This is a genomic window from Olleya sp. HaHaR_3_96 (genome assembly GCF_019278545.1).
Taxonomy (GTDB): Bacteria; Bacteroidota; Bacteroidia; order Flavobacteriales; family Flavobacteriaceae; genus Olleya.
This window is the reverse complement of record NZ_CP058987.1, coordinates 3,485,480-3,508,857: the sequence shown is the minus strand read 5'-3', so window position 1 is coordinate 3,508,857 and position 23,378 is coordinate 3,485,480. Positions and strand designations below refer to the sequence as shown.

The 23,378-nt window shown below is 33.4% G+C and carries 15 protein-coding genes; 14 read left to right on the top strand and 1 reads right to left on the bottom strand.

Annotated features, from left to right (window positions below; translation table 11 throughout):
- Positions 1 to 4: 4 nt before the first annotated feature.
- The 10 genes from H0I26_RS15430 to H0I26_RS15385 all read left to right on the top strand — a co-directional run bounded on the left by H0I26_RS15430 (position 5) and on the right by H0I26_RS15385 (position 17,247).
- Positions 5 to 1,015 (top strand): PKD domain-containing protein, encoded by a 1,011-nt coding sequence (locus tag H0I26_RS15430; RefSeq protein WP_218699870.1) that lies wholly within the window; start codon positions 5 to 7, stop codon positions 1,013 to 1,015.
- 32 nt (positions 1,016 to 1,047) lie between these two features.
- Positions 1,048 to 2,205: a hypothetical protein gene (locus H0I26_RS15425; protein ID WP_218699869.1), complete on the top strand. Its 1,158-nt coding sequence runs from the start codon at positions 1,048 to 1,050 to the stop codon at positions 2,203 to 2,205.
- A gap of 24 nt (positions 2,206 to 2,229) precedes the next feature.
- Positions 2,230 to 2,733, top strand: coding sequence for a type VI secretion system TssO (gene tssO, locus H0I26_RS15420; protein WP_101019083.1), 504 nt, complete (start codon positions 2,230 to 2,232; stop codon positions 2,731 to 2,733).
- Between the two features lie 165 nt (positions 2,734 to 2,898).
- Complete coding sequence (locus tag H0I26_RS15415; RefSeq protein ID WP_256935144.1) at positions 2,899 to 5,730, top strand: triple tyrosine motif-containing protein; 2,832 nt, start codon at positions 2,899 to 2,901, stop codon at positions 5,728 to 5,730.
- Positions 5,731 to 5,961: 231 nt separating this feature from the next.
- Positions 5,962 to 9,009, top strand: coding sequence for a SusC/RagA family TonB-linked outer membrane protein (locus H0I26_RS15410; RefSeq protein ID WP_218699868.1), 3,048 nt, complete (start codon positions 5,962 to 5,964; stop codon positions 9,007 to 9,009).
- 3 nt (positions 9,010 to 9,012) lie between these two features.
- Entirely contained in the window at positions 9,013 to 10,479 is a 1,467-nt protein-coding gene (locus H0I26_RS15405) for a RagB/SusD family nutrient uptake outer membrane protein (RefSeq protein ID WP_218699867.1), read from the top strand.
- A 33-nt stretch (positions 10,480 to 10,512) separates the two neighbouring features.
- Positions 10,513 to 12,501: a carbohydrate binding domain-containing protein gene (locus H0I26_RS15400; protein WP_218699866.1), complete on the top strand. Its 1,989-nt coding sequence runs from the start codon at positions 10,513 to 10,515 to the stop codon at positions 12,499 to 12,501.
- 47 nt (positions 12,502 to 12,548) lie between these two features.
- Positions 12,549 to 14,180 carry a family 16 glycosylhydrolase gene (locus tag H0I26_RS15395; RefSeq protein WP_218699865.1) on the top strand — a complete coding sequence of 544 codons (1,632 nt, stop codon included), beginning with the start codon at positions 12,549 to 12,551 and terminating at the stop codon, positions 14,178 to 14,180.
- A 2-nt stretch (positions 14,181 to 14,182) separates the two neighbouring features.
- Positions 14,183 to 16,474 carry a beta-glucosidase BglX gene (bglX, locus tag H0I26_RS15390; RefSeq protein WP_218699864.1) on the top strand — a complete coding sequence of 764 codons (2,292 nt, stop codon included), beginning with the start codon at positions 14,183 to 14,185 and terminating at the stop codon, positions 16,472 to 16,474.
- A complete protein-coding gene (locus tag H0I26_RS15385; RefSeq protein ID WP_218699863.1) occupies positions 16,474 to 17,247 on the top strand; it encodes a family 16 glycosylhydrolase in 774 nt (257 codons plus the stop codon). Before bglX ends, H0I26_RS15385 begins: the two co-directional genes overlap by 1 nt.
- Before the next feature lie 79 nt (positions 17,248 to 17,326).
- Here H0I26_RS15385 and H0I26_RS15380 read toward each other — a convergent pair whose 3' ends face one another.
- Positions 17,327 to 18,004, bottom strand: a complete 678-nt coding sequence (locus H0I26_RS15380) for a Crp/Fnr family transcriptional regulator (protein ID WP_218699862.1) — start codon at positions 18,002 to 18,004, stop codon at positions 17,327 to 17,329.
- A 108-nt stretch (positions 18,005 to 18,112) separates the two neighbouring features.
- Between H0I26_RS15380 and H0I26_RS15375 the strand changes: the two genes are divergently transcribed.
- The 4 genes from H0I26_RS15375 (at position 18,113) to H0I26_RS15360 (ending at position 23,358) form a co-directional block, all read left to right on the top strand.
- The gene (locus H0I26_RS15375) at positions 18,113 to 20,485 is read left to right on the top strand and encodes a heavy metal translocating P-type ATPase (RefSeq protein WP_218699861.1); all 2,373 of its coding nucleotides are present in this window, start codon (positions 18,113 to 18,115) and stop codon (positions 20,483 to 20,485) included.
- Positions 20,486 to 20,757: 272 nt separating this feature from the next.
- Positions 20,758 to 20,943 (top strand): cbb3-type cytochrome oxidase assembly protein CcoS, encoded by a 186-nt coding sequence (ccoS, locus tag H0I26_RS15370; protein WP_101019066.1) that lies wholly within the window; start codon positions 20,758 to 20,760, stop codon positions 20,941 to 20,943.
- Positions 20,944 to 20,955: 12 nt separating this feature from the next.
- A complete protein-coding gene (gene ccoN / locus H0I26_RS15365; protein WP_101019064.1) occupies positions 20,956 to 23,148 on the top strand; it encodes a cytochrome-c oxidase, cbb3-type subunit I in 2,193 nt (730 codons plus the stop codon).
- 6 nt (positions 23,149 to 23,154) lie between these two features.
- A complete protein-coding gene (locus tag H0I26_RS15360; RefSeq protein ID WP_101019062.1) occupies positions 23,155 to 23,358 on the top strand; it encodes a CcoQ/FixQ family Cbb3-type cytochrome c oxidase assembly chaperone in 204 nt (67 codons plus the stop codon).
- Positions 23,359 to 23,378: the final 20 nt, after the last annotated feature.

Sequence of the window (23,378 nt, the reverse complement as noted above, 5' to 3'; positions counted from 1 at the left end):
AGTCATGGCAGAGAAAAATATTACACATTATCACATGGATAAAATGGTTAGATACCTATTTATTTTTGTGTTCTTAATTTCAGCAACAGTATTAGGGTTTCATATAAAAAACAGTTCTGGTTGTAGTACTGTTTTATTTAATACAGATGCTGAAAATTATTCAGTAGGAGAAGCAATTATGTTTAATGATTTAACCATAGATGCAGAAAAATGGCAGTGGGCTTTTGGAGATAACACGTCTTCATTTCAAAAGAGTCCTGCGCATTATTTTGAAAAACCGGGCGCTTATGATGTCGAATTAATCGTTAATGGTAGTTGTGTAGGTGTACAAACAGTAGAAATTAAGGAAGCAGTAAAAGTATTGGATTCTACAAAATTCCCTGTTTTTGATATCCCTCAATCTGTAAGAGTTGGAGAAAGTCTTGTTTTAAAAGATGAAACAAATAACGCTAGTACTTGGGAGTGGCGTTTTGGAGAAACACCAAGAATAGATGATAACAATAGAACTGCTACGTATGTTTATAAAGAACCGGGGTTGTATACTGTTAAGTTGATAGTTAATGGTGATGTAGAATACATGACTAAAAAGAAAATTAATGTTTTAGAACCAAAGGAAAAAGTATCTGTTTTAGAAAAAAGAAAGAAGAGACGTAAAAAAGTTAAGGATTGGGGAGTAAAAGAGTTTCCAGAAGGTTATACTGGGGGAAAAGAGGATGGTACAGATAAAAATGAACCACCTAAACCGATTACTGCGCCAGCAATTACAACTAAAAACTTTGAAAGAATGCTGTTACAAGTGTCGGAAGGAAATAAAACGGCTTTAGATTTTAAGCGTTATTTTTGTGGCGATATTACAAAATCAGTGGTAGTAAATCAAAAAACAATGTCTTTTTCTGTACTTTGTCAAAAAATAGCAAACAAAAATATAAAAATAAAATCGTTAATAATTGATAAGCAAAAAGGAACGAATTGTATAAATAATATTTCTTTAGTTTATAAGAGAACGATATTTTAAAACCAATACCTTTTACAAAAAAAAAGAACATAATGAAAACAGGAAGCACACATCATAAAGTCAATTGGATTGATGGAATGAAGATTAATAAAAATCATTTTATCGGTATGGAAAATGCTATGATGAGTGCCTTGCATAGCAGTAATTCTAACAACGTCACACCTGTTAATTTTGGTTTATTACCATCACTTGATCCAAATCAACCATCTATCGATATGACTATATCTATCGATGGACAATCTACAATTCATGTTACATTAAACACGTGTAGAGCGATAACTTTAGGTGGTTATGAGATTAATATTACGGAAGAAGGTAGAGCGCTATTAGAGCAGTCAGGGCACATTTTAAAGCACCAGTATGGCTTAGATGTCAAAGAAGAAGAATGGTTTATCGTATTATATGTTAATCCATTTAATAAGATACCGGTTGGAGACGCAGATCCGGATGAAGATCCTCCACGTCATCCTTATGTGCTATCAGAGTATAAAATAGATGTAATACCTAAATCGGAAGCGTCAAAACAAGAAATGGGATTATATCATATAACAGTTGGTAAAGTAGCAATGGTAGGCGATAACCCTGTTTTAGTAGAAGACTTTATTCCACCATGTCGCTCTATTCAAAGTCATCCAGATTTAAAATTTACGTATTCTGAAATAGGTTCTTTTTTAAATCAAATGGAAAATTATTCCATGCACATTGTTCAAAAAATATATCAAAAAAAGCAGACTAATGACTTAGCGCATATGGTTTTGCATCTGTCTCAAAAAACAGGCGAGTATTTAAATGCTATAATTCCTGAGTTCAGAATCAACGATAAATATGAAGCACCAGTTGTGATGCTTACCAAGTTAGTTAGTTTAGCACGTGTTATTAAAAGTGCTTTAGATGTCTATGTAGGAACTGGTAAAGAAGAGTTGCTTAACTATTTAACGGATTGGTGTGATTTAAACCAAGGGGCTTTTGAAAATGTATTAATAGACATGATTGAGCTAGAATATGTACATACTAATATTAATGAATCGCTTTATAGAACATCAGCATTTACAAGATTGATGTTGTCTTTATATAAAAAATTGAATGAACTTGATTATATTGGTAAAAAATCAGATTCGAATATTTTTGTGAAGGAAGAAGTCGTAGATAATGCTGAAGTGAAAAGTAGAAGAAGCTTTTTATTAGATTAATAACACCTAATTATTTTATATAAAATGAAACCTAAAAATAATAAAGAAAGAAGAAATAGTTTTTTAAAATTTATATTAATTTTTATCGTAACAGTCGGTACTATTGTAACTGCAGTGTTTTTTGATTTTCAAATTGCAGATAAGGAAAATGAAGTTTTAAAAGAGCAAGCGATGCTAGTTAAAGAAGAGCTGAAGTTTCAAGCGGAGTTTGCAAACAAAATGGAAGTTGTTTCTATAATGATAGATTCTTTAACGGCACCAGGAGCAACAGTCTCTTTTGATAATGCTGAAATAGGTAATAAGTTATCTGATCTTCAAAATTCAATACCAAGAAAAGATTCGACTGCCAATTATGAGCTGTATGATAAGATTATAAAAACTTTTGTTAAGCTTCAAAAATCTCAAAATAGATTAATTGGGGTTAGAGAAGTAGAAGAGAAAATTAAGGAATTTGAAATTGAACTTAAAGATTGTGATGAAGAGGTTGCTAGTTTAAATAGAGACCTTCAGGTTGCTTTGAGAAAGTAATTGTTAGAAGTACAGAATACCTAAAAAAAAAGCAGTAATATCTATAATATATATTGCTGCTTTTTTTTTATTGCTACAAGTTTTGATTAAAATGTAATCTAATTTTACATATGTATAGTTTACGAAGTGTACTTATTTAAACCATACAAAATTGTATATTGCGTAATGTTTAAAACAAAACGAGAGCGTTGTGTAATTATTAATAGAGCCTTGTTATTTATAGGTTTTCTTGTTACTATGCAAAATTTTTATGCACAAGATTTACCTCCCATACAGTATTTTTCACCCAAACAGTACCAAGCAGAAAACCAAAATTGGGAAATTTCTCAAGGTAATGATAGGCATATTTTTGTCGCTAATTCTAAAGGCTTATTAGAGTTTAATGGTGCAGAATGGATGCTATATCCTTCCCCAAACCAAACAATAATTAGATCTGTTAAAGTCGTAAAGGATAAGATCTATACAGGTAGCTATATGGAGTTTGGTTATTGGTCAAAAACCAAAGTAGGAGCTTTAATATATACATCGCTATCTAAAAAAATAAAGAATAAATTATTAGAAGATGAACAGTTTTGGAAAATTACAAATCTAGATAATTGGGTATTGTTCCAATCTTTAAATAGTATTTATGTTTACAATTTAAATACGGATAGTTTTAAAATTATCCCATCAGATGCTGGTATTATTGAGATGTTTAAAGTTGATAATACGATATACTATCAAGATAGAGCTAAAGGGTTGTTAAAGTTAGAAAATGGAGCACCTAAAGTAATTGATAGTGTTTCAAGTTTGAAAGAAAAAATAATTGTAGGCATGTATTTGCTTAATAATAAACTTTTGATTGTTACTCAAAACGAAGGTGTTTTTAGCTTAGATAACAATGGATTGAACGTTTGGTCTGATAATTTAAATAAAACATTATTAAATTATTCTATTTATAGCAGTCTTAAGCTTAAAGATGATAGTTTGATGTTTGGAACAATATCAAATGGTTTGCTACAAATCTCCAAGGATGGAGAGGTTAAGCAAGTAATAAATCATACAAATGGTTTAGCTAATAATACTGTGCTTTCCATATTTGAAGATAGAGATAGTAATATTTGGTTAGGGCTGGATAATGGTATTAATTATATAAATAAAAATGCGCCTTTCAAGATTTTTAATGATGATAAAGGTGTTTTGGGAACCGTTTACGCGTCTATCATTTTTAATAATACACTGTATCTAGGAACAAATCAAGGTGTCTTTTATAAAAATGATACTGAAACCGAATTTAAACCAGTAAAAAACACAAAAGGGCAAGTTTGGAGTTTGAAGATTATTGATAATCAATTGTTTTGTGGTCATAATTCAGGAACATTTCTTATTTCTAATAATGAAGCAACAAAAATTGCTAGTGTTAATGGGACTTGGGATTTTAAAACAATAAAAAAGCATCCAAATCTTGTATTGCAAGGGAACTATAATGGTTTAAATGTTTTAGAAAAGAAAGAAGGGGCTTGGCAATTTAGAAATAAGATTGAAGGATTTGATAATTCATCTCGGTTTTTTGTATTTTCTAATGCTAATCAGATTTATGTAAATCATGAATATAAGGGCGTTTTTAAGATCAAGGTTGATGCTGATTTAAGAAAAGTTATTGACGTCTCTAAAGTTGAACGTTTAAAAAAAGGAATTTTTTCGTCACTTACAGAATATGATAATACGTTGTACTATGCAACACAAGAGGGCGTTTTTAAAAAAGGGAATAGCGATGCTAGTTTTGTAAAAGATACGGTGTTAAGTAATTTATATGAAGAACAAGGGTATTCTTCAGGTAAATTAATAGCCGATCAAAAGACAAATACATTATGGATTATAACTCAAAAAGGGCTGAATTATATTAGTCCAGGTAAGTTAAGTGATACCCCTGAAATTTCATTTGTACCCTTGTCCAATTCATTAAGAGAAGGCTTATCGGGTTACGAAAGTATTTTCAATATAAAACCTAACGTGTATTTATTTGGTACCTCCAAAGGCTATATTACTTTGGATGTCTCTAAGATTGAATCAAAAAAGTATCAAGTAGGTATTAATGCTATAGATAAATCGCCATTAAGTTCTTCTAAAACGTTAGTGGAGTTAACTGGAGCATCTCATTTTTCAAATAAAGAAAATAACTTTGAGTTTGCCTATAGCGTCCCAGAGTATGATAAGTACTTAGAGGCTGAATATTCGCATAAATTAGAAGGGTTGTACGATAATTGGAGTACTTGGAGCACAGAGGCAAGTATCCTTTATAAAAACCTATCTTATGGAGATTATGTTTTTAAGGTAAAAGCGCGTGTAGGAGGGGATGGTGTAGAGAATGTTGCTATATATTCATTTACTATTGGAAAACCTTGGTACTTGACTAACCTTATGGTTGTGTTTTATTGTTTTTCCGGGATTGTGATAGGCGTTTTAATACATTATTTTTATAAAATATACTATAGAAAGCAAAAAGAAAAATTAGTCTTAAAATCAAACCGAGAGTTAGAGCTTAAAGATTTTGAAATTAGACAGCAGTTAATGGCGCTTAATAATGAGAAACTTAGACAAGAAATTGAAAGTAAAAATAGAGAGTTAGCTATTTCTACAATGAGTTTAATCAAAAAGAATGAATTTTTGAATACTATTAAAACGGAGCTTAATCAAAAAACTAAGGATTCAAATTTAAAATCTGTAATTAAAATTATTGATAAGAATATCAATAATAAGGACGATTGGAATTTATTTGAAGAAGCTTTTAATAATGCAGATAAAGATTTTTTGAAAAAAGTAAAATCTAAACATCCAGTATTGACTCCTAACGATTTAAGATTATGTGCTTATCTAAGACTTAATTTGGCTTCTAAAGAGATTGCTCCTTTACTTAATATTTCGCCAAGAAGTGTAGAAGTTAAACGATATCGTTTGCGTAAAAAGATGGAATTAGAGCATGATGTGAATTTGACAGATTATATTTTAGGTATTTAGTAACTATACAATTCTTTAAATCACCAATACATTACCTATACAATGTATATTTTTAAATGATTGTTAAGGCATTGTCTTGTAATAGTTAACTAAAGGTTAATGCGTTTAAAATATATCATTTACGTATGTTTTGTTAGTTTTTTTTGAGTTGTATGCTTTTTGTAGCGGTTAAAATTATCAAATTATCATATTATCTGTATAATTTTGGTAAAAGCACAAAAACTTTCAAATATGAAACAAACTATTCTCTCATTTCTTTTATTAATATTTACACTGTCCGCAATTGGACAAGAGTATACAATATCAGGAATTGTAACTAGTGAACAAGATGGGTTTCCCATACCAACAGTTAATGTTATTGTTAAAAATTCTTCAAAAGGGGTAACAACAGATTTTGATGGAAATTATACTATCAATAACGTCACAAAAAACGCAACCTTAGTATTTAGTTATGTAGGTTATAAAACAAAAGAAGTTGTTATAACAAAGGGGGAAGTTATAAATGTAATGCTCTCAGAAGATGTTGCTAGTTTAGAAGAGGTCGTTATTATTGGGTATGGTACTCAAAAACGAAAAGAAGTTACAGGGGCGGTTTCTACGGTTTCAAGTGAAACTATCGAAGCACTTAAACCAACGCGTATTGAGCAAGCTTTGCAAGGTCAAGTAGCTGGTGTTAATATTACGTCGCAATCAGGGTCACCAGGTAGTGCTTCTAATATTAGAATAAGAGGGGTGTCTACTAATGGAGATAATAAACCTTTAATTTTAGTTGATGGTAATGTTATTGAAGATTTAAGTGTTATCAATCCAGGTGATATAGAAAGCTATACTGTATTAAAAGATGCTACTGCTGGTATTTACGGTGTTAGAGCTGCCAATGGTGTGATTTTAATCACGACTAAGACAGGTCGAAAAAATAGAACTATGTCATTTCAGTATGACTCTTATGTAGGATTGCAAACAACAACCAGAAAAGTACCATTATTAAATGCTACAGAATATGCTCTAATTAAAAATGAAGCGGCAGCAGCTAGTGGGACCGAGTATAATAATGATATTACTAATTTGGGTAGAGGTACTGATTGGCAAGATGAAGTTTTTCAAAATGCACCAATTTTTAGTAACTCGCTTACAGCAAGTGGAGGTACAGAGAAGTCAACCTATTCCTTTGGTGCATCATTATTGACACAAGATGGTATTGTGGGAGGTAGTAAAGCCAATTTTACGCGATATACAACACGAGCTAATTATGGTTTAGAAATTATTGAAAATCTAAATTTAAAAGCCAATCTTATTTATACAGGAACAACAAGAAAAATCTTATCAGAAGGTGGTTTAGGTTCTGTATTGTTTAATGCTGTTAATTTTGCACCAACAGATACGCCAAGAGATAACAATGGACAATATACATCGTCTGCTGGGTATCCGATTGAAGTGGTAAACCCTTTAAAACAAATAGAAAACACATTTAATCGTACTAAAGTGGATAAGTTAAGTGGTGTTTTTGGTTTAAATTATAAGTTTTTTGATGGTTTTAGTGCTGAAGCAAATTACCAATGGAATTATTCAGAAGAAAGAACAAGAAATCTTAATCCATTAGTAGAGTATGGTAATGGTTCTGTATTTGATAATACGGATAATATTCAGTTTACAGAAGGGGTATCTTTTTTTAGAGATTATACTTTTGATGCTTTTATTAATTATGAAAAATCACTTAACGAGGATACGCACAATATCAAAGCAACTTTGGGGACTTCTGTTTTTAAAACAACTGGTGATTACTATTTGGCTGTAGGTAATAATTTACCATCAACTACAATTTTTAGTGAAGCAAATATTGATGATGCAGAAACTGTTACAGATCCGTATTCTCAAATAAGTAATCGTTTTTACGACTCAAGATTATTATCCTATTTTGCTAGAGTACAATACAACTATAAAGGGAAGTATCTGTTTTCGGGAGTTATTAGACGTGATGGATCTACTGCATTTGGACCAGAGAATAAATTTGGAATATTTCCATCGGCATCTGTTGGGTGGGTAGTGTCGGACGAGTCTTTTTTAGAAGATAATACTACCATTAATTTTTTAAAATTTAGAAGTTCATACGGTATCCTTGGTAATGATAGAATCGAAGCATATGCTTTCGAATCATTATTAGATGGAGAAGGAGTCTATGTTTTTGATGATGAGATTGATGAAGGTCTTGCTATAGGAGATATTTCTAATCCAGAAGTGAAATGGGAAGAACAAAAAGCATTTGATATAGGTTTTGAAACGAGGTTATTTAACAATAAAGTAGATATAAGTGCAGATTATTTTTCACGTACTACTGAAAATTTGTTGTTAGCAGTAGAGAGTTCTGGAATTATTGGGGTTGATGCTCCTGGGTCAGGTAATCCAATTGTAAACGCTGGATCAGTGGTTAATAAGGGGTTAGAATTTCAGATTTCTTATAAAGATCAGTTCTCTGATGATTTTAAATTTAACGTCAGTTATAATTTTGCAACATTAGAAAACGAGGTTTTAGAAGTGAACAATAGTATTGGTTATGTGCCAGGGGAGGTTACTTTTGGAATCGGACAAACGGATGTTGCTAGAATGCAGGTAGGGCAACCGATAGGTGTTTTTTATGGTTTGCAAACCAATGGGATCTTTCAAACCCAATCAGAAGTAGATGCACATCCATCACAATTAGCATTAGGAGCTAATGCGCAACCAGGAGATTTAAGATTTGTAGATGTTAATCAAGATGGCGTTATTGATGATAACGATAAAACTTTTATCGGGGATCCAATTCCAGATGTTACAATGGGTCTAAATTTAACCTTTGACTATAAAAATTTCGATTTCCAGACGTATTTCTTTGCATCTATAGGAAATGATATTGTAAGAAACTATGATAGAAATGGTCTAAAAACTAATTTAACAACATATGTTTTAGACAGATGGACTGGTCCAGGGACTTCAAATACAGAACCAAGAGTAACCAATGCGGCAACTTCAAATGCTGTGTTCTCAGATTATTTTGTTGAAGACGGCTCGTTTATTAGAGCACAAAATGTACAGTTAGGATACACCTTTGATAAAGACAAATTAGAGAGTATTGGTTTGCAAAATATTAGACTGTACGTTTCTGTAAGTAACGTATTTACTTTAACTGAATATAGAGGATTTGATCCAACAGCTTCTAATGGAGATCCGATAGGTAGTGGATTTGATAATGGATTTTACCCAAATCCAAGAACCTTTTTAATTGGTACTAACATAAAATTTTAAAAAATGAAAAACTATAAATATACATTCTTACTGTTAGTTTCAGTTTTTGCTACTATTTCTTGTAGTGATGATTTTGTAGATGTTGAATCTCCAAACGAAAATTCTGAAAACTATTTTAATTCAGAATCAGATTATCAAAATGCTTTAACAGGTGCTTATGACTTGTTGCAATCCACTTATTTAAATGTTATGCTAGGTGAGATCGCTTCGGACAATACATTAGCAGGAGGAGAAAGTGCTACTGATTCTCCAGGGATTCAGCAGATAGACGATATGATACATACCTCTAATAACGTGCAACTACGCTCAATTTGGGGCTGGATGTTTGCTGGTGTTAACCGTGCTAATTACATATTGGAGTTTCAAAATAAAACAGACTTTAGTGGTAAAGAAAATGTGTTAGCGCAAGCTAGATTTTTAAGAGCGTATTACTATTTTGAATTAGTAAAATGGTTTGGAGATGTGCCACTAGTGGTTGATCAACGTTTTATATTCGGAGATCAATTTTTAGTGGATAGAACACCAAAGGAAGAGATTTACGCACAAATTGAATTAGATTTACTATACGCAGTAGATAATTTGCCATATGTACAATCTCAAACAGGTCGTATAACTAAGGGGGCTGCACAAGCTTTATTAGGTAAAACCTATTTGTATCAAGATAAATTTGGTGCTGCAGCTTTAGTTTTAGAAGACTTAATAAATTCGGGACCTTATAGTTTAGTCGCAGATTATACGACTATTTTCGAAAATGATAATGAGAATAATGTGGAATCTGTTTTTGAAGTGCAATACTCCGATTTACAGGGGGCAGGTTTTGAATGTTTACAGTGTAGTGAAGGTAATGTCGCTGTTGGATTTAATGGAATACGTAATTACGATGGACCATTATTTGATTCGGGATTTAGTTTCAATGTGCCAACGCAAGAAGTCGTCGATGAGTTTGAGAGTGACGATCCAAGACTGGAGACCGCTATTTTAGATATTAATGCTTGGGCAACTGTAACAGGAGCTACTTTTGGAACAGGAAATGAGCATACAGGATATTTTAACAGAAAATATATAGCACGTCAAGGCGATTCTAATATTGGTGATCAAAATTTGACAAACCCTAATAACTACAGAGCAATACGTTTTGCAGAGGTATTGTTGATGGCTGCAGAAGCTTTAAACAGAGGGACTATTGCAGAGGATAGAGCTCAAAATTATCTTAATATCGTTAGACAGCGTGCTTTTGGAGATATGGATCATAATATTACATCATCAGGGACTGCACTAACACAAGCTATTTATCATGAACGTCGTGTAGAGCTAGTTGGAGAAGGTCATCGTTTTTTCGATTTAGTTAGAACAGGACGTGCTGCTTCAGAAATTGATGGGTTTATCACAGGAAAACATGAAGTATTTCCTATTCCACAAATAGAGATTGAATTAACAGGTAATCACTGGACTCAAAACTCAGGTTATTAATAAAAACGTATATAAATTAAAACGAAATATAACATGAAACATTTTAAATATATTCTTAGTTTATTTTTAATAATTACAGCTTTTGTTGCTTGCGAACAGGACGACGATTTACTAGATCTAAATGCAATAGCGGCACCTACAAATGTGGCTGCATTTACCACTATAGCCCAAGGTAGTTCTGGGATAGTTACAATAACACCAACAGGAGAAAATGTGACTAGCTTTGTAGTCTATTATGGAGATGGTTCAGAGACTGATTCTGGTGTGTTAAATCCAGGAGAAAGTACTGAAAATGCTTATTTAGAAGGGACTTACGATATTGTTATTACTGCCTCAGGAATAAATGGAAAAACAACAACTGTAGCACAAACGATAGTGGTGTCTTTTCAAGCACCAGAAAACTTAGTCGTTACCATTGAAAATGATAACGCCGTTTCTAAACAGGTTAATGTTACTGCCACTGCAGATTTCGCTATGTCTTACGATGTCGATTTTGGAGATGCAGCCGGAACAGTAATAACAACTAATATTGGAGAGGTGACTTCTTTTGTTTATGAAGCAGCAGGAACCTATACAATAACGGTAACCGCTAGTAGTGGTTCTGTAGATACAATTTCTTATTCAGAAGCGTTTGAAGTTACTGAGATATTAGCACCTTTAACTGCAGCGCCAACGCCTCCTAGTAGAGTGGCAGAGGATGTTGTATCTATTTTTAGTGATGCGTATACTAATATAACTTTAAATGAATTACCTACAGATTGGTCTTCTACTGGTTTTGAAGCGACAACTGTAGCTGGAAATAATGTTTGGAGATTTACAAATTTAGATTTTGTTGGAATGGTTAGTAATTATGATAATGGTATAGATATTTCTGCTATGGAAATGTTACATATCGATTACTGGGTACCTTCAGGAACTGATAACGAATTGTTAGTTAAAATTGTAAACACGATTGATGGCGGAGAAGCTGTGGAGTCTTTAGGTGCTACAGTAGGTGGTTCTTGGCAAAGTATTGATGTTGATATGACTGGTTTTGATGATGGAGACCTTGCAAACACAAATAAAATCACGCAAATTTTAATTGACGCAGATATAGTTGAAGATATAGTTTATATAGACAACTTTTACTTTTATAAACAAAGTGCTACAACTGGTTCATTTAATGATGGGCTATTAACTAATGGTGATTTTGAAAACGGAAGTAACTCTTGGATAGTAGGTGTTGATGATACAGCTGCTGCTCCAGTGGTGACAAATAGTGGTAATATATATTATTCTTATGACATTACTTCAGCTGGTAATTCATACGATGTTAATTTAAGTCAAAAAGTAGAAATAATTCAAGGTAATACGTACACCTTAACCTTTAATGCTTGGTCAGACGTAAATAGAGCTATAGTAGCAGGAATTGGACTGAGTGCAGATCCATGGTCAAATGATTCGCAATCAGTAGATATTACAACAACTAGCACAACATATTCAATAACATTAAGCGCTGCAGATTTTGGGGCGATTGATGCACGTGTTATTTTTGATTTAGGTGCAGAAGTTGGTAGGGTTAATATTGATAACGTATCTCTAATAATAGGAACAGGTAATACCGTTATTAATGGTAATTTTGAAAACGGAAGTGATTCTTGGATTATAGGTGTGGAGGATGCAGTTGCAGCTCCCGTGGTTACCAATAGTGGTAATACTTTCTATTCCGTGAATGTTGAAGCAGCAGGAAATTCATACGACGTAAATGTTAGTCAAAAATTAGAGATTATTCAAGGAAATACATACACCTTAACATTTGATGCTTGGTCAGATGTTAATAGGTCTATCGTTGCTGGGATAGGCTTAAGTGCAGATCCTTGGTCTAATGCTACAGAAACAGTTGCTATTACAACTAATAGAACAACATATGCACTTACTTTAGTAGCTACAGATTTTGGAGCTACAGACGCTCGTATCCTTTTTGATTTAGGAGCAGAAATAGGGACCGTTAATATTGACGATGTTACTTTATCAAGTAACTAATTTTAATCTATACTCTGTTAACCATAATTAATATTAAAAAATAGAAAATGAAACATATATTAAAAATAATATCATGCATTCTTGTTACAGCCTTCTTTTTAGGCTGTCAGGAAGAAGACCAAACTTTTGGTAATATAGTGGCACCAACCAATATCGTTATTATGTCCGAGATTGTTGGTCAAGATGCTGCAAATCCAAATGGAGACGGAAGTGGATTGGTTAATTTTACAGCAACAGCGGATAATGCTTTAAGTTATAAATATAGCTTTGGAAATACTGAGCAAAATGCACCTTTGGGAGAAACGTCTTTTACGTTTTCAGATCTAGGTGTAAATACCTACACAGTGACTGTAGTAGCTTATGGAACAGGAGGCGTATCAACAACAGCGACTACAGAAATAGATGTTTTAGCGACATATTCTGCTCCAGCAGATTTACTGGAAGCTTTAGTTGGAAATGGCTCTAAAACATGGCGAATTAAATCTGAAAAACAAAGCCATTTTGGTCTAGGACCAGTAGGTGGTTTAGTTCCAGCAGAATGGTACGGCGCAGCTGCTGACGAGAAATCTGCTACGGGTATGTATGATGATCGATATGTATTTAATGAAGATGGTACTTTTACTCATATTGTTAATAGTACAAATGATGATCCAACAGCAGATCCAACAGGAACTATTTTTGGTCGTGATCCTTTAGTAGAGGAATTGGGACCACATAGTGAGACGGTAAATGGATCAGATATAGAAAACTATCCGTATCAAGATTATACAGAAAACTGGGTTCTTACAGCACCAGGTGGAGTGGAAACAATTAATCTTACAGGTTTAGGTTTTATAGGCTATTATACAGGTGGTAATCATAAATATGAAATATTTAGTCGTGATAATCCTAATGAGTTAACCATTAGAACTAGTGATGGTAATAGTGAATTTGATTGGTGGTTTATTATTACTTCTGAAGAAGAAGGTGTTACTAATCAACTTCAAACCATCTATACTAATTTAGTATGGTCAGACGAATTTGATGTTAATGGAGCTCCGGATCCTGCTAATTGGACTTATGATTTAGGTGTTGGTGAAAATGGTTGGGGTAATAACGAATTACAGGAGTATACCGATAATGCAGATAACGTCATAGTAGAAGATGGATCATTAAAAATTACTGCTAAAGCGGAAGGTAGTGCTTATACTTCAGCACGTTTAAAATCGGTAGATTTATTCGAGTTTACTTATGGAAGAGTAGAAGTAAGAGCTAAATTACCAGCTGCTCAAGGAACTTGGCCAGCTATTTGGATGTTAGGTGCTAATTTTGAAACAGTAGGTTGGCCTGCTAGTGGAGAGATTGATATTATGGAACAAACGGGGCAAGATAAAAACACAACCTTAGGAACCTTACATTATCCAGCAATGTTTGGAGGTAACGGAAATACGGGGTCTACATCAGTGGCTACGTCAACAACAGCGTTTCATAATTATGTTGTAGAATGGACACCAGATGTTATTAAGATTGTAGTGGATGACGTGGTCTTTCATACTGTAATTAATTCAGATTCATTACCATTTAATGATGACTTCTTTTTTATACTTAATGTCGCAATGGGAGGAAGTCTAGGAGGAACTGTTGATCCAGCATTTACTGAAGACACAATGGAAATAGATTACGTAAGAGTTTATCAATAAATATGAAATTAACCAAGTATTATTATTTAGTCATAGCGGGTCTTCTCATTATTTCTTGTAAAAACAATAATGAGAACGACTTAGCTATAAATGATGGAGAAACATCAAGTATAGAAGATAAAGTCTCTGTTTTACTTTCTAAGATGACCTTAGAAGAAAAAATAGGGCAGATGAACCAGTATAATGGCTTTTGGGATGTTACGGGTCCAGTGCCAGAAAATGGAGATCAAGCTAAAAAGTACGACCATTTACGTAAAGGTTATGTAGGGTCAATGCTTAATGTTAGAGGGGTAAAAGAAGTTATGGCTGTTCAGAAAATAGCTGTGGAAGAAACCCGTTTAGGTATTCCATTAATTATTGGGTTTGATGTGATCCATGGTTATGAAACTTTAAGCCCAATTCCGATAGCAGAATCTGCAAGTTGGGATTTAGAAGCTATCAAAAAATCGGCTCAAATTGCAGCAAAAGAAGCAGCAGCAGCAGGAATTAATTGGACGTTTGCACCAATGGTAGATATCTCAAGAGATGCGCGTTGGGGACGCGTTATGGAAGGTGCTGGAGAAGATACTTACTTAGGCTCTAAAATAGGAGTCGCAAGAATCAAAGGTTTTCAAGGTGATGATTTAACAACGCCATTTTCCATAGCAGCTTGTGCGAAGCATTTTGCGGCTTATGGTTTTGCCGAAGCTGGACGGGATTATAATACAGCAGATATTGGGACTTCAACGCTTAATAATGTTATTTTTCCACCTTTTAAAGCCGCTAAAGAGGCTGGTGTTAGGACTTTTATGAACTCGTTTAACGAGCTTAATGGGATTCCTGCAACAGGAGATAAATATCTACAGCGTGATATCTTAAAAGAAAAGTGGAAATTTGATGGATTTGTAGTTTCGGATTGGGGCTCAATCTCAGAAATGATTGCTCATGGCTTTGCCAAAGATGGTAAGCATGCAGCCGAGTTAGCAGCTAATGCAGGTTCTGATATGGATATGGAATCGTATTTGTATGTCGAAGAATTGGCAGGTTTAGTTAATGAAGGAAAGGTCGATATAAAATATATTGATGATGCTGTTAGTCGAATTTTACGTGTAAAATTTGAACTAGGGTTGTTTGATGATCCTTATCGCTATCTAGATGAAGCTCGTGAAAAAGAAGTGATAGGGAGTCAAGAAATTCATGATGCGGCTTTAGACATGGCTAAAAAATCTATTGTACTTCTTAAAAATGAAAACAATATTTTACCACTTAAAAAAGACGGACAAAAAATAGCATTAATTGGTGCTTTGGCATCAGATAAAACAAGTCCGCTAGGAAGCTGGCGTATTGCAGCAAAAGATAGTACAGCGGTATCTGTTTTAGAAGGATTAAAACAGTATTCAGGTAATACAATTACGTATGCTAAAGGTGCAGATGTGTCTATAGGTAAAACAGAATTTGCTTTTGAAGTAAAAATAAACACTACGGATAAAAGTGAATTTAATCAAGCGATTAAAGTGGCTAAGCAAGCCGATGTAGTTGTTATGGTGTTAGGAGAACACGGTTTTCAAAGTGGGGAAGGAAGAAGTAGAACAGAATTAGGATTACCTGGTGTGCAGCAAGAACTTCTAGAGGCTATTTATAAGGTGAATAAAAACATTGTTTTAGTATTAAATAATGGAAGACCTTTGACTATTAACTGGGCCGATGATAATATTCCTGCAATTGTTGAAGCTTGGCAATTAGGAACGCAAACGGGTAATGCCGTAGCTCAAGTTTTATATGGGGATTATAATCCTAGTGGAAAATTACCAATGACGTTTCCTAGGCATGTAGGACAAGTACCAATTTATTATAATTATAAAAGTACAGGTAGACCAACATTACCAGGAGAAGATGTTGTGTTTTGGTCACATTATCAAGATGAAGAAAATACGCCTTTATATACGTTTGGTCACGGGCTAAGTTATACAACCTTTAAATACAGTAATTTGAAGATTGACAATACGTTTTCTAAAAATAAAACAGTTAAGATATCTGTCGACCTTACAAATACAGGGAAACGACAAGGTAAGGAAGTGGTCCAATTATATATTCGAGATGTATTTGCTAGTGTAACGAGACCTGTAAAAGAACTTAAAGGGTTTGAGTTAGTCGCATTAAATCCAAACGAAACTAAAACAATCGAATTAATTTTATCTGAAGATGAGCTTGGGTTTTACAATAATCAAGGTGCTTTTATTGTTGAAGATGGCGATTTTGAAGTGTTTGTCGGTGGAAGTTCTCAAACTGAATTAGCAGATAAATTTAAGTTATAATGAAGCTCTTAAAACTAGTATTAATTGTCATAATCTTTGTGTCTTGTAAAGACGGAAAACAAGAAAGGGATACCTTTAGTTTTATAGATCAATTTGAAGGACAACAATTAAATCAAGATTATTGGAATTATGATCTTGGTGACGGTTGTCCTAATTTATGTGGCTGGGGTAATAATGAGCGACAAATATATACTAAGGACAATATCACTGTAAAGGATGGAAATCTTATAATAACAGCCACTAAAGATGCGACAGGATATTATTCTGGTAAAATAACTACAAAGGATAAAATTGAATTCCAATACGGATCAGTAGAAGTCCGAGCAAAACTCCCTCTGGGATCAGGGTTATGGCCCGCATTTTGGATGTTAGGTAATGATATAGAAACGAATACTTGGCCTGGTTGTGGAGAAATTGATATTTTAGAATATGTTGGTAAAATGCCAAATCAAATTCATACCACACTGCACACGCCTGATAGTTATGGACAATCTGTAAATACAAAAATCACGACTATTCCAGATATAGAAGAAGGCTTCCATAATTACAGAACTAATTGGAGCAAAGATGCTATTTCATTTTATGTCGATGATATTTTGGTATATACGTTTGCTCCTGAAGTTAAAAATGATAAAACATGGCCTTTTAATAAGCCTTTTTATATCATTATAAATTTAGCTATTGGCGGCGATTTTGGAGGTCCAGAGGTGGACGATTCTATTTTCCCTCAAGCCTTTGCTATTGACTACGTAAAAGTGTCAAGTGCAGAGTAATTAAAGACTAACGATTTTGATTAAATAATAGTAAAAAGGATGCCACTAAATATGGGCATCCTTTTTTTATACCTGATAATTATTCAACGTGCATTAAAGCATATTCGTTTTCAATTCTAATTTGTTTTCCTTTGGTACTAATTAAACCTGCTTTTTTAAACTGAGACAAAATTCTAATAGCACTTTCTGTTGCTGTTCCAACAATACTGGCGTAATCGTCTCTAGATAAGGTTAACGCAAGATATCCCTCCTGATCTGTTGCAAAATTCCTTTCAACATATAATAAGGTTTGCGCTAAACGTTGCTTTACTGTTTTTTGAGCCATATTAACAATGCTATCATCAGATTCTCTTAAATCTTGAGCCATTCGTTTTAAAACATCCATAGAAAAAGCGACGTTTTTTTGTAAATCAATCAAGATTTCCTGTTTTGGAATAAAACAAATTTGCATATCGTTTATTGCTACAGCTGTTAAGTTAGAATGCTCACCACTCACTAAAGAGCGTTGTCCCATCATACCACCTTTAACAGATAGTTTGACGACTTGTTCTTTACCGTTTTCGCTAAGTTTAGTTAATTTACAAACCCCTTCTCTTATACAATAAATACCATTTAAAGCATCTCCTTCTTTAAAAATGATGTCCCCTTTTTTGATTACTTTACTAGTTTTACATGCAGAAACACGGACTAGCTCATCTCTTGTTAAGGTTTTTAAACTATTGAATTGCCTGACAATACAGTGTTCACATTTACTCATACCTTTGTTTAAAATTGCAGTGTATACCAAAAGTATACATTATATGACAAATATCATGAATTAAGAGGTTACAAAGTGTAACCTTTGTTACAGGTAAACGAGCAAGTTATGGAAATTAAAGTATGTTATCATTGTGGCGATAATTGTACAGATACAACGATCCTTTTAGAGGATAAACCTTTTTGTTGTCAAGGTTGTAAAACAGTTTATGAAATCTTATCAGAAAGTGATTTAACCTGTTATTATGACATGCAATCCGCTCCGGGAGCTATTCCTAAAGAGATAGAAGGGAAGTATGATTTTTTATCTCAAGACAAAATTATAGAAAAGTTAGTCGCGTTTGATGATGGTAAAACTCAGATTGTAACACTTTATATTCCACACATCCATTGTAGTTCTTGCATTTGGATTCTAGAAAATTTAAATAAATTAAATCCAGCGGTCACTTTATCTCAAGTTAATTTTGGCAAAAAAACGGTGCGTGTATCTTATAATACAGCGTCGTTTTCACTTAAGGAATTAGTGCTATTACTTAGCTCGGTTGGATACGAACCATACATAAGTTTAGAAGATTATAAAACAGGACAAGAAAACGTTAACCGAAGCTTGATTTACAAATTAGGTATCGCAGGTTTTGCTTTTGGAAATGTTATGTTTTTGTCTTTTCCTGAGTATTTTGAGGTGAATGAATTTTGGTTAGAGCAATACAAACATGTGTTTAGATGGATTATGTTTGCTTTTTCTTTACCAGTTGTATTTTATGCTGCTCAGGATTATTTTATATCTGCTTATAAAGCCATTAGAACACGAATTTTAAATATAGATATTCCTATAGCTTTGGGTATTGTTGTTTTGTTTGTGCGAAGTACTGCAGAAATAGCATTCGACCTAGGGGCAGGATTTTTTGATAGTTTGACAGGGTTGGTTTTCTTTTTGTTATTAGGAAAATTTTTTCAACAGAAAACCTATTCGTTTTTATCTTTTGAGCGCGACTACAAATCGTATTTCCCTATTGCTGTTACTAAAATTTCTAATGGAGAAGAAGTGCCTGTTCAAGTCTATGATATCGAAAAAGGAGATCGCTTATTAATCAGAAATCAAGAGTTAATTCCTGTGGATGGTATATTTATTAATGGAAACGCAAAAATAGATTATAGTTTTGTTACTGGAGAATCAGAAACGGTTACTAAGCAATCAGGAGACAAGTTATTTGCAGGAGGAAAGCAAACTTCTGGTGTTATCGAGATGGAAGCAATTAAATCTGTGGAGCAAAGTTATTTAACTCAGTTATGGAGTAATGATGTGTTTAGTAAAAATAAAGACGATGGGTTTACATCATTAACTAATGCTATTAGTAAACGATTTACTATTGCGGTGTTAAGTATTGCTTTTATAGCCACTATTTTTTGGTTGTTTAAAGACTCTAGTAAAGCTTTAAATGTCTTTACAGCAGTTTTAATTATAGCTTGTCCTTGCGCGATTGCCTTATCAGCGCCTTTTACGTTCGGTAACTTATTACGTATTTTAGGAAAGAAAAAATTCTACATAAAAAACGCGTCTGTTTTAGAACAGTTAGCCCATATTGATACTATTATATTTGATAAAACAGGAACGATAACATCCAATAAAAAAAGTGATGCAAAGTATGAAGGTTTACCATTGAGTACAGCTGAAGGTATTTTACTTAAAAACACTTTGCGTGGCTCTAATCACCCATTAAGTAGGAGCTTGTATGATATTTTAGACAATAATAATATAGTAACACTAGATACGTTTGAAGAACATTTAGGACAAGGTATAGAGGCGTCTCATGCTTCGGGAAACATTAAAATTGGTTCCGCTAAATTTGTGGGTTATCAAAATGAGAATGCGGTACTAAATACAGCAGTTCATATTAGTGCGAACAATAGCTATAAAGGAAAATATACGTTTTATAATAGCTACCGTAAAGGGCTGTCAAAATTGTTTAATACCTTAAAAAAGAAGTTTGACTTAGTTATTTTATCTGGAGATAATGAAGGTGAATTAGATAATTTGAAAAAGCTTTTACCTTCAAAAACTAAAATGTTATTTAATCAAAAACCAGATGATAAGCTAGAATATATTAAATACCATCAATCAGAAGGTGCAAAAGTATTGATGGTGGGGGATGGTTTAAATGATGCTGGAGCTTTAGCACAAAGTAATGTGGGAATTGCTATTTCAGAAAACGTTAATGTGTTTTCTCCTGCTTGCGATGCTATTTTGGATGCTACTAAATTTAATCAACTGTACCAATATATAAAAGCCTCTAAAAGTGCTATTAAAATTATAAAATGGAGTTTTGTACTCTCTTTTTTCTACAACGTTATTGGATTGTATTTTGCAGTAACAGGACAGTTAGCGCCCGTGATAGCAGCTATTTTGATGCCGTTAAGTTCTATTAGTATTGTCGTGTTTACTACAATAGCAACTAATTGGGTGGGACGTAAATTGAAGTAATATTTTTTATGTTACGATACTAACGGAATAAAGTAAAAAGGAGAAGAAGAGATTAGTTAAAAGAAGGTTAGCTAAATAGATTTACTTAATTGAAGGTCTCGATCTAAGTTTCGGTTGTGCTAAAAATAGCGTGGCATAAATTCAGCGAAAGCTAAAAAAAAACAATCTTAAATATATCTTAATTTTTTTTTCAAAAATTAGTTGAAACATGATAAATATCATCTTTTAAACAGGGCTTCTCAATTACTTTTGTAGCATAACTTCTAATAGGTATGAGCGTTATATATATTTTACTAACAGTAAGCATTGTTGTCGCAATTGTCTTTTTTATGGCTTTTATAATAGCTATAAGAAACGGGCAGTTTGATGATGGTTATACGCCTTCAGTACGTATGCTTTTTGAAGACGAATTGGTTAAACCCAAAGAATCACTAACTAAGAATAATAAAAAAGACTAATCACAATTAATTATGGAAATGCAGCAATTTTATTACGATAACAAAATCGTTAAAAAGTTTCTTTACGCTACCATCCTCTGGGGAGTTGTTGGTATGATTGTAGGGCTACTTTTAGCTTACATGTTTTTGTTCCCTAACATGACCGATGGAATCTCATGGCTAAGTTTTGGACGTTTAAGACCTTTACACACCAATGCGGTGATTTTTGCATTTGTGGGTAATGCTATTTTTGCAGGGGTATATTACTCTACGCAACGTCTATTAAAAGCTAGAATGTATAGCGATTTGTTAAGTAATATTAACTTTTGGGGATGGCAATTAATAATTGTTGGTGCTGCTATAACATTACCTTTAGGTTATTCGACATCAAAAGAATATGCCGAATTAGAATGGCCTTTTGATATTGCTATTGCGTTAATTTGGGTGGCTTTTGGAGCGAACTTGATTGGAACAATGCTCAAGCGTCGTCAACGTCATTTATATGTTGCTATTTGGTTTTACATTGCGACATTTGTAACGGTTGCGGTATTACATATTTTTAATAGTTTGGAAATCCCTGTTAGTTTAACAGGGATGAAAAGTTATTCTGTTTATGCAGGAGTACAAGATGCTTTAGTACAATGGTGGTATGGACATAATGCAGTAGCGTTTTTCTTAACGACACCATTTTTAGGGTTGATGTATTACTTTGTACCTAAAGCTGCTAACAGACCAGTATACTCTTATAGATTATCTATTGTTCACTTTTGGTCTTTAATCTTTATTTACATTTGGGCTGGACCACACCATTTACTGTATACAGCGTTACCAGAATGGGCTCAGAATTTAGGAGTTGCATTTTCAATTATGTTATTGATGCCGTCTTGGGGAGGGATGATAAACGGATTATTAACACTTCGTGGTGCTTGGGATAAAGTACGTGTTGATCCTGTACTTAAATTTATGGTTGTTGCTATTACGGGGTACGGAATGGCAACGTTTGAAGGACCAATGCTATCACTTAAAAATGTGAATGCGATTGCGCATTATACAGATTGGATTATTGCTCACGTGCATGTTGGTGCTTTAGCGTGGAACGGGTTTTTAACTTTTGGTATGATTTACTATTTAGTTCCAAAATTATTTAAAACAAAATTATATTCTTTACCACTAGCAAACCTTCATTTTTGGATTGGTACTTTAGGTATTATCATGTACGCCTTACCAATGTATGTTGCAGGGTTTACACAAGCTAGTATGTGGAAACAATTTAATCCAGATGGGAATTTAAAATACGGGAACTTCTTAGAAACAGTAACCGAAATTATGCCAATGTATTGGATGCGTGCCATAGGAGGGACTTTATACTTAACAGGAATGTTAATCTTAGTCTTTAACGTGATCCAAACGATAAGAAAAGGAAGTGTTGTTGAAGATGAATTAGCGGAAGCTGCAGCTTTACAACGTGTGTCTAAAAAACGTGTTTCTGGAGAAGGATGGCACACTTGGTTAGAACGTAAACCAATTAGATTAACTATTGGTGCTACTATAGCTATCTTAATTGGAGGTGTTGTACAGATTGTACCAACAATAATGGTAAAATCTAATATACCAACGATTAGTAGTGTTAAACCCTATTCTCCTTTAGAGTTACAAGGTCGAGATATTTATATAAGAGAAGGTTGTGTTGGATGTCACTCACAAATGATTAGACCTTTTAGAAGTGAAGTAGAACGTTACGGAGAATACAGTAAAGCAGGAGAGTTTGTTTATGACCATCCATTTTTATGGGGAAGTAAGCGTACAGGTCCAGATTTACATCGTATTGGTGGTAAATATTCTGATAACTGGCACTTTAATCACATGTATGATCCACAAAGTACATCATCAGGGTCGATAATGCCATCTTATAAATGGTTAATCAATAACACATTATATAAGTCTGATATTGAAGATAAAATGAAAGTGATGGTGACTTTAGGTGTGCCATATACGGACGAAGATATTGCTAATGCGCAGACGGATATGTTAGCACAAGGAACAAAAATAGAGAAGAACCTATATACAGATCCTGATTTTGCAGAAGCTTATGAAGCGAGTAAGAAAAAAGGTGGAGCTGATTTTGTAGAAATGCGTAACAGAGAGATTGTTGCAGTTATTGCTTACCTACAACGTTTAGGAACAGATATAAAAGAAGGTAAAGCAGAAACAACAGAACAAAACTAAAACGTCATGTTAAAATTTGTAAAAAATCATTTAGACAGTATTGCAGGTGTAGAGATATACCCAATCCTTTCATTACTTATATTCTTTGGTTTTTTTGTAGCTCTTTTTTGGTGGGTAATTACTGCCAAAAAAGACTACATCACAGAAGTGAGTAATATCCCATTAGATTTGGATAATGAATTCGAAGGAGAAAGCGAAACAAAATCATGAAGCAGAGGCCTTTGATTTTT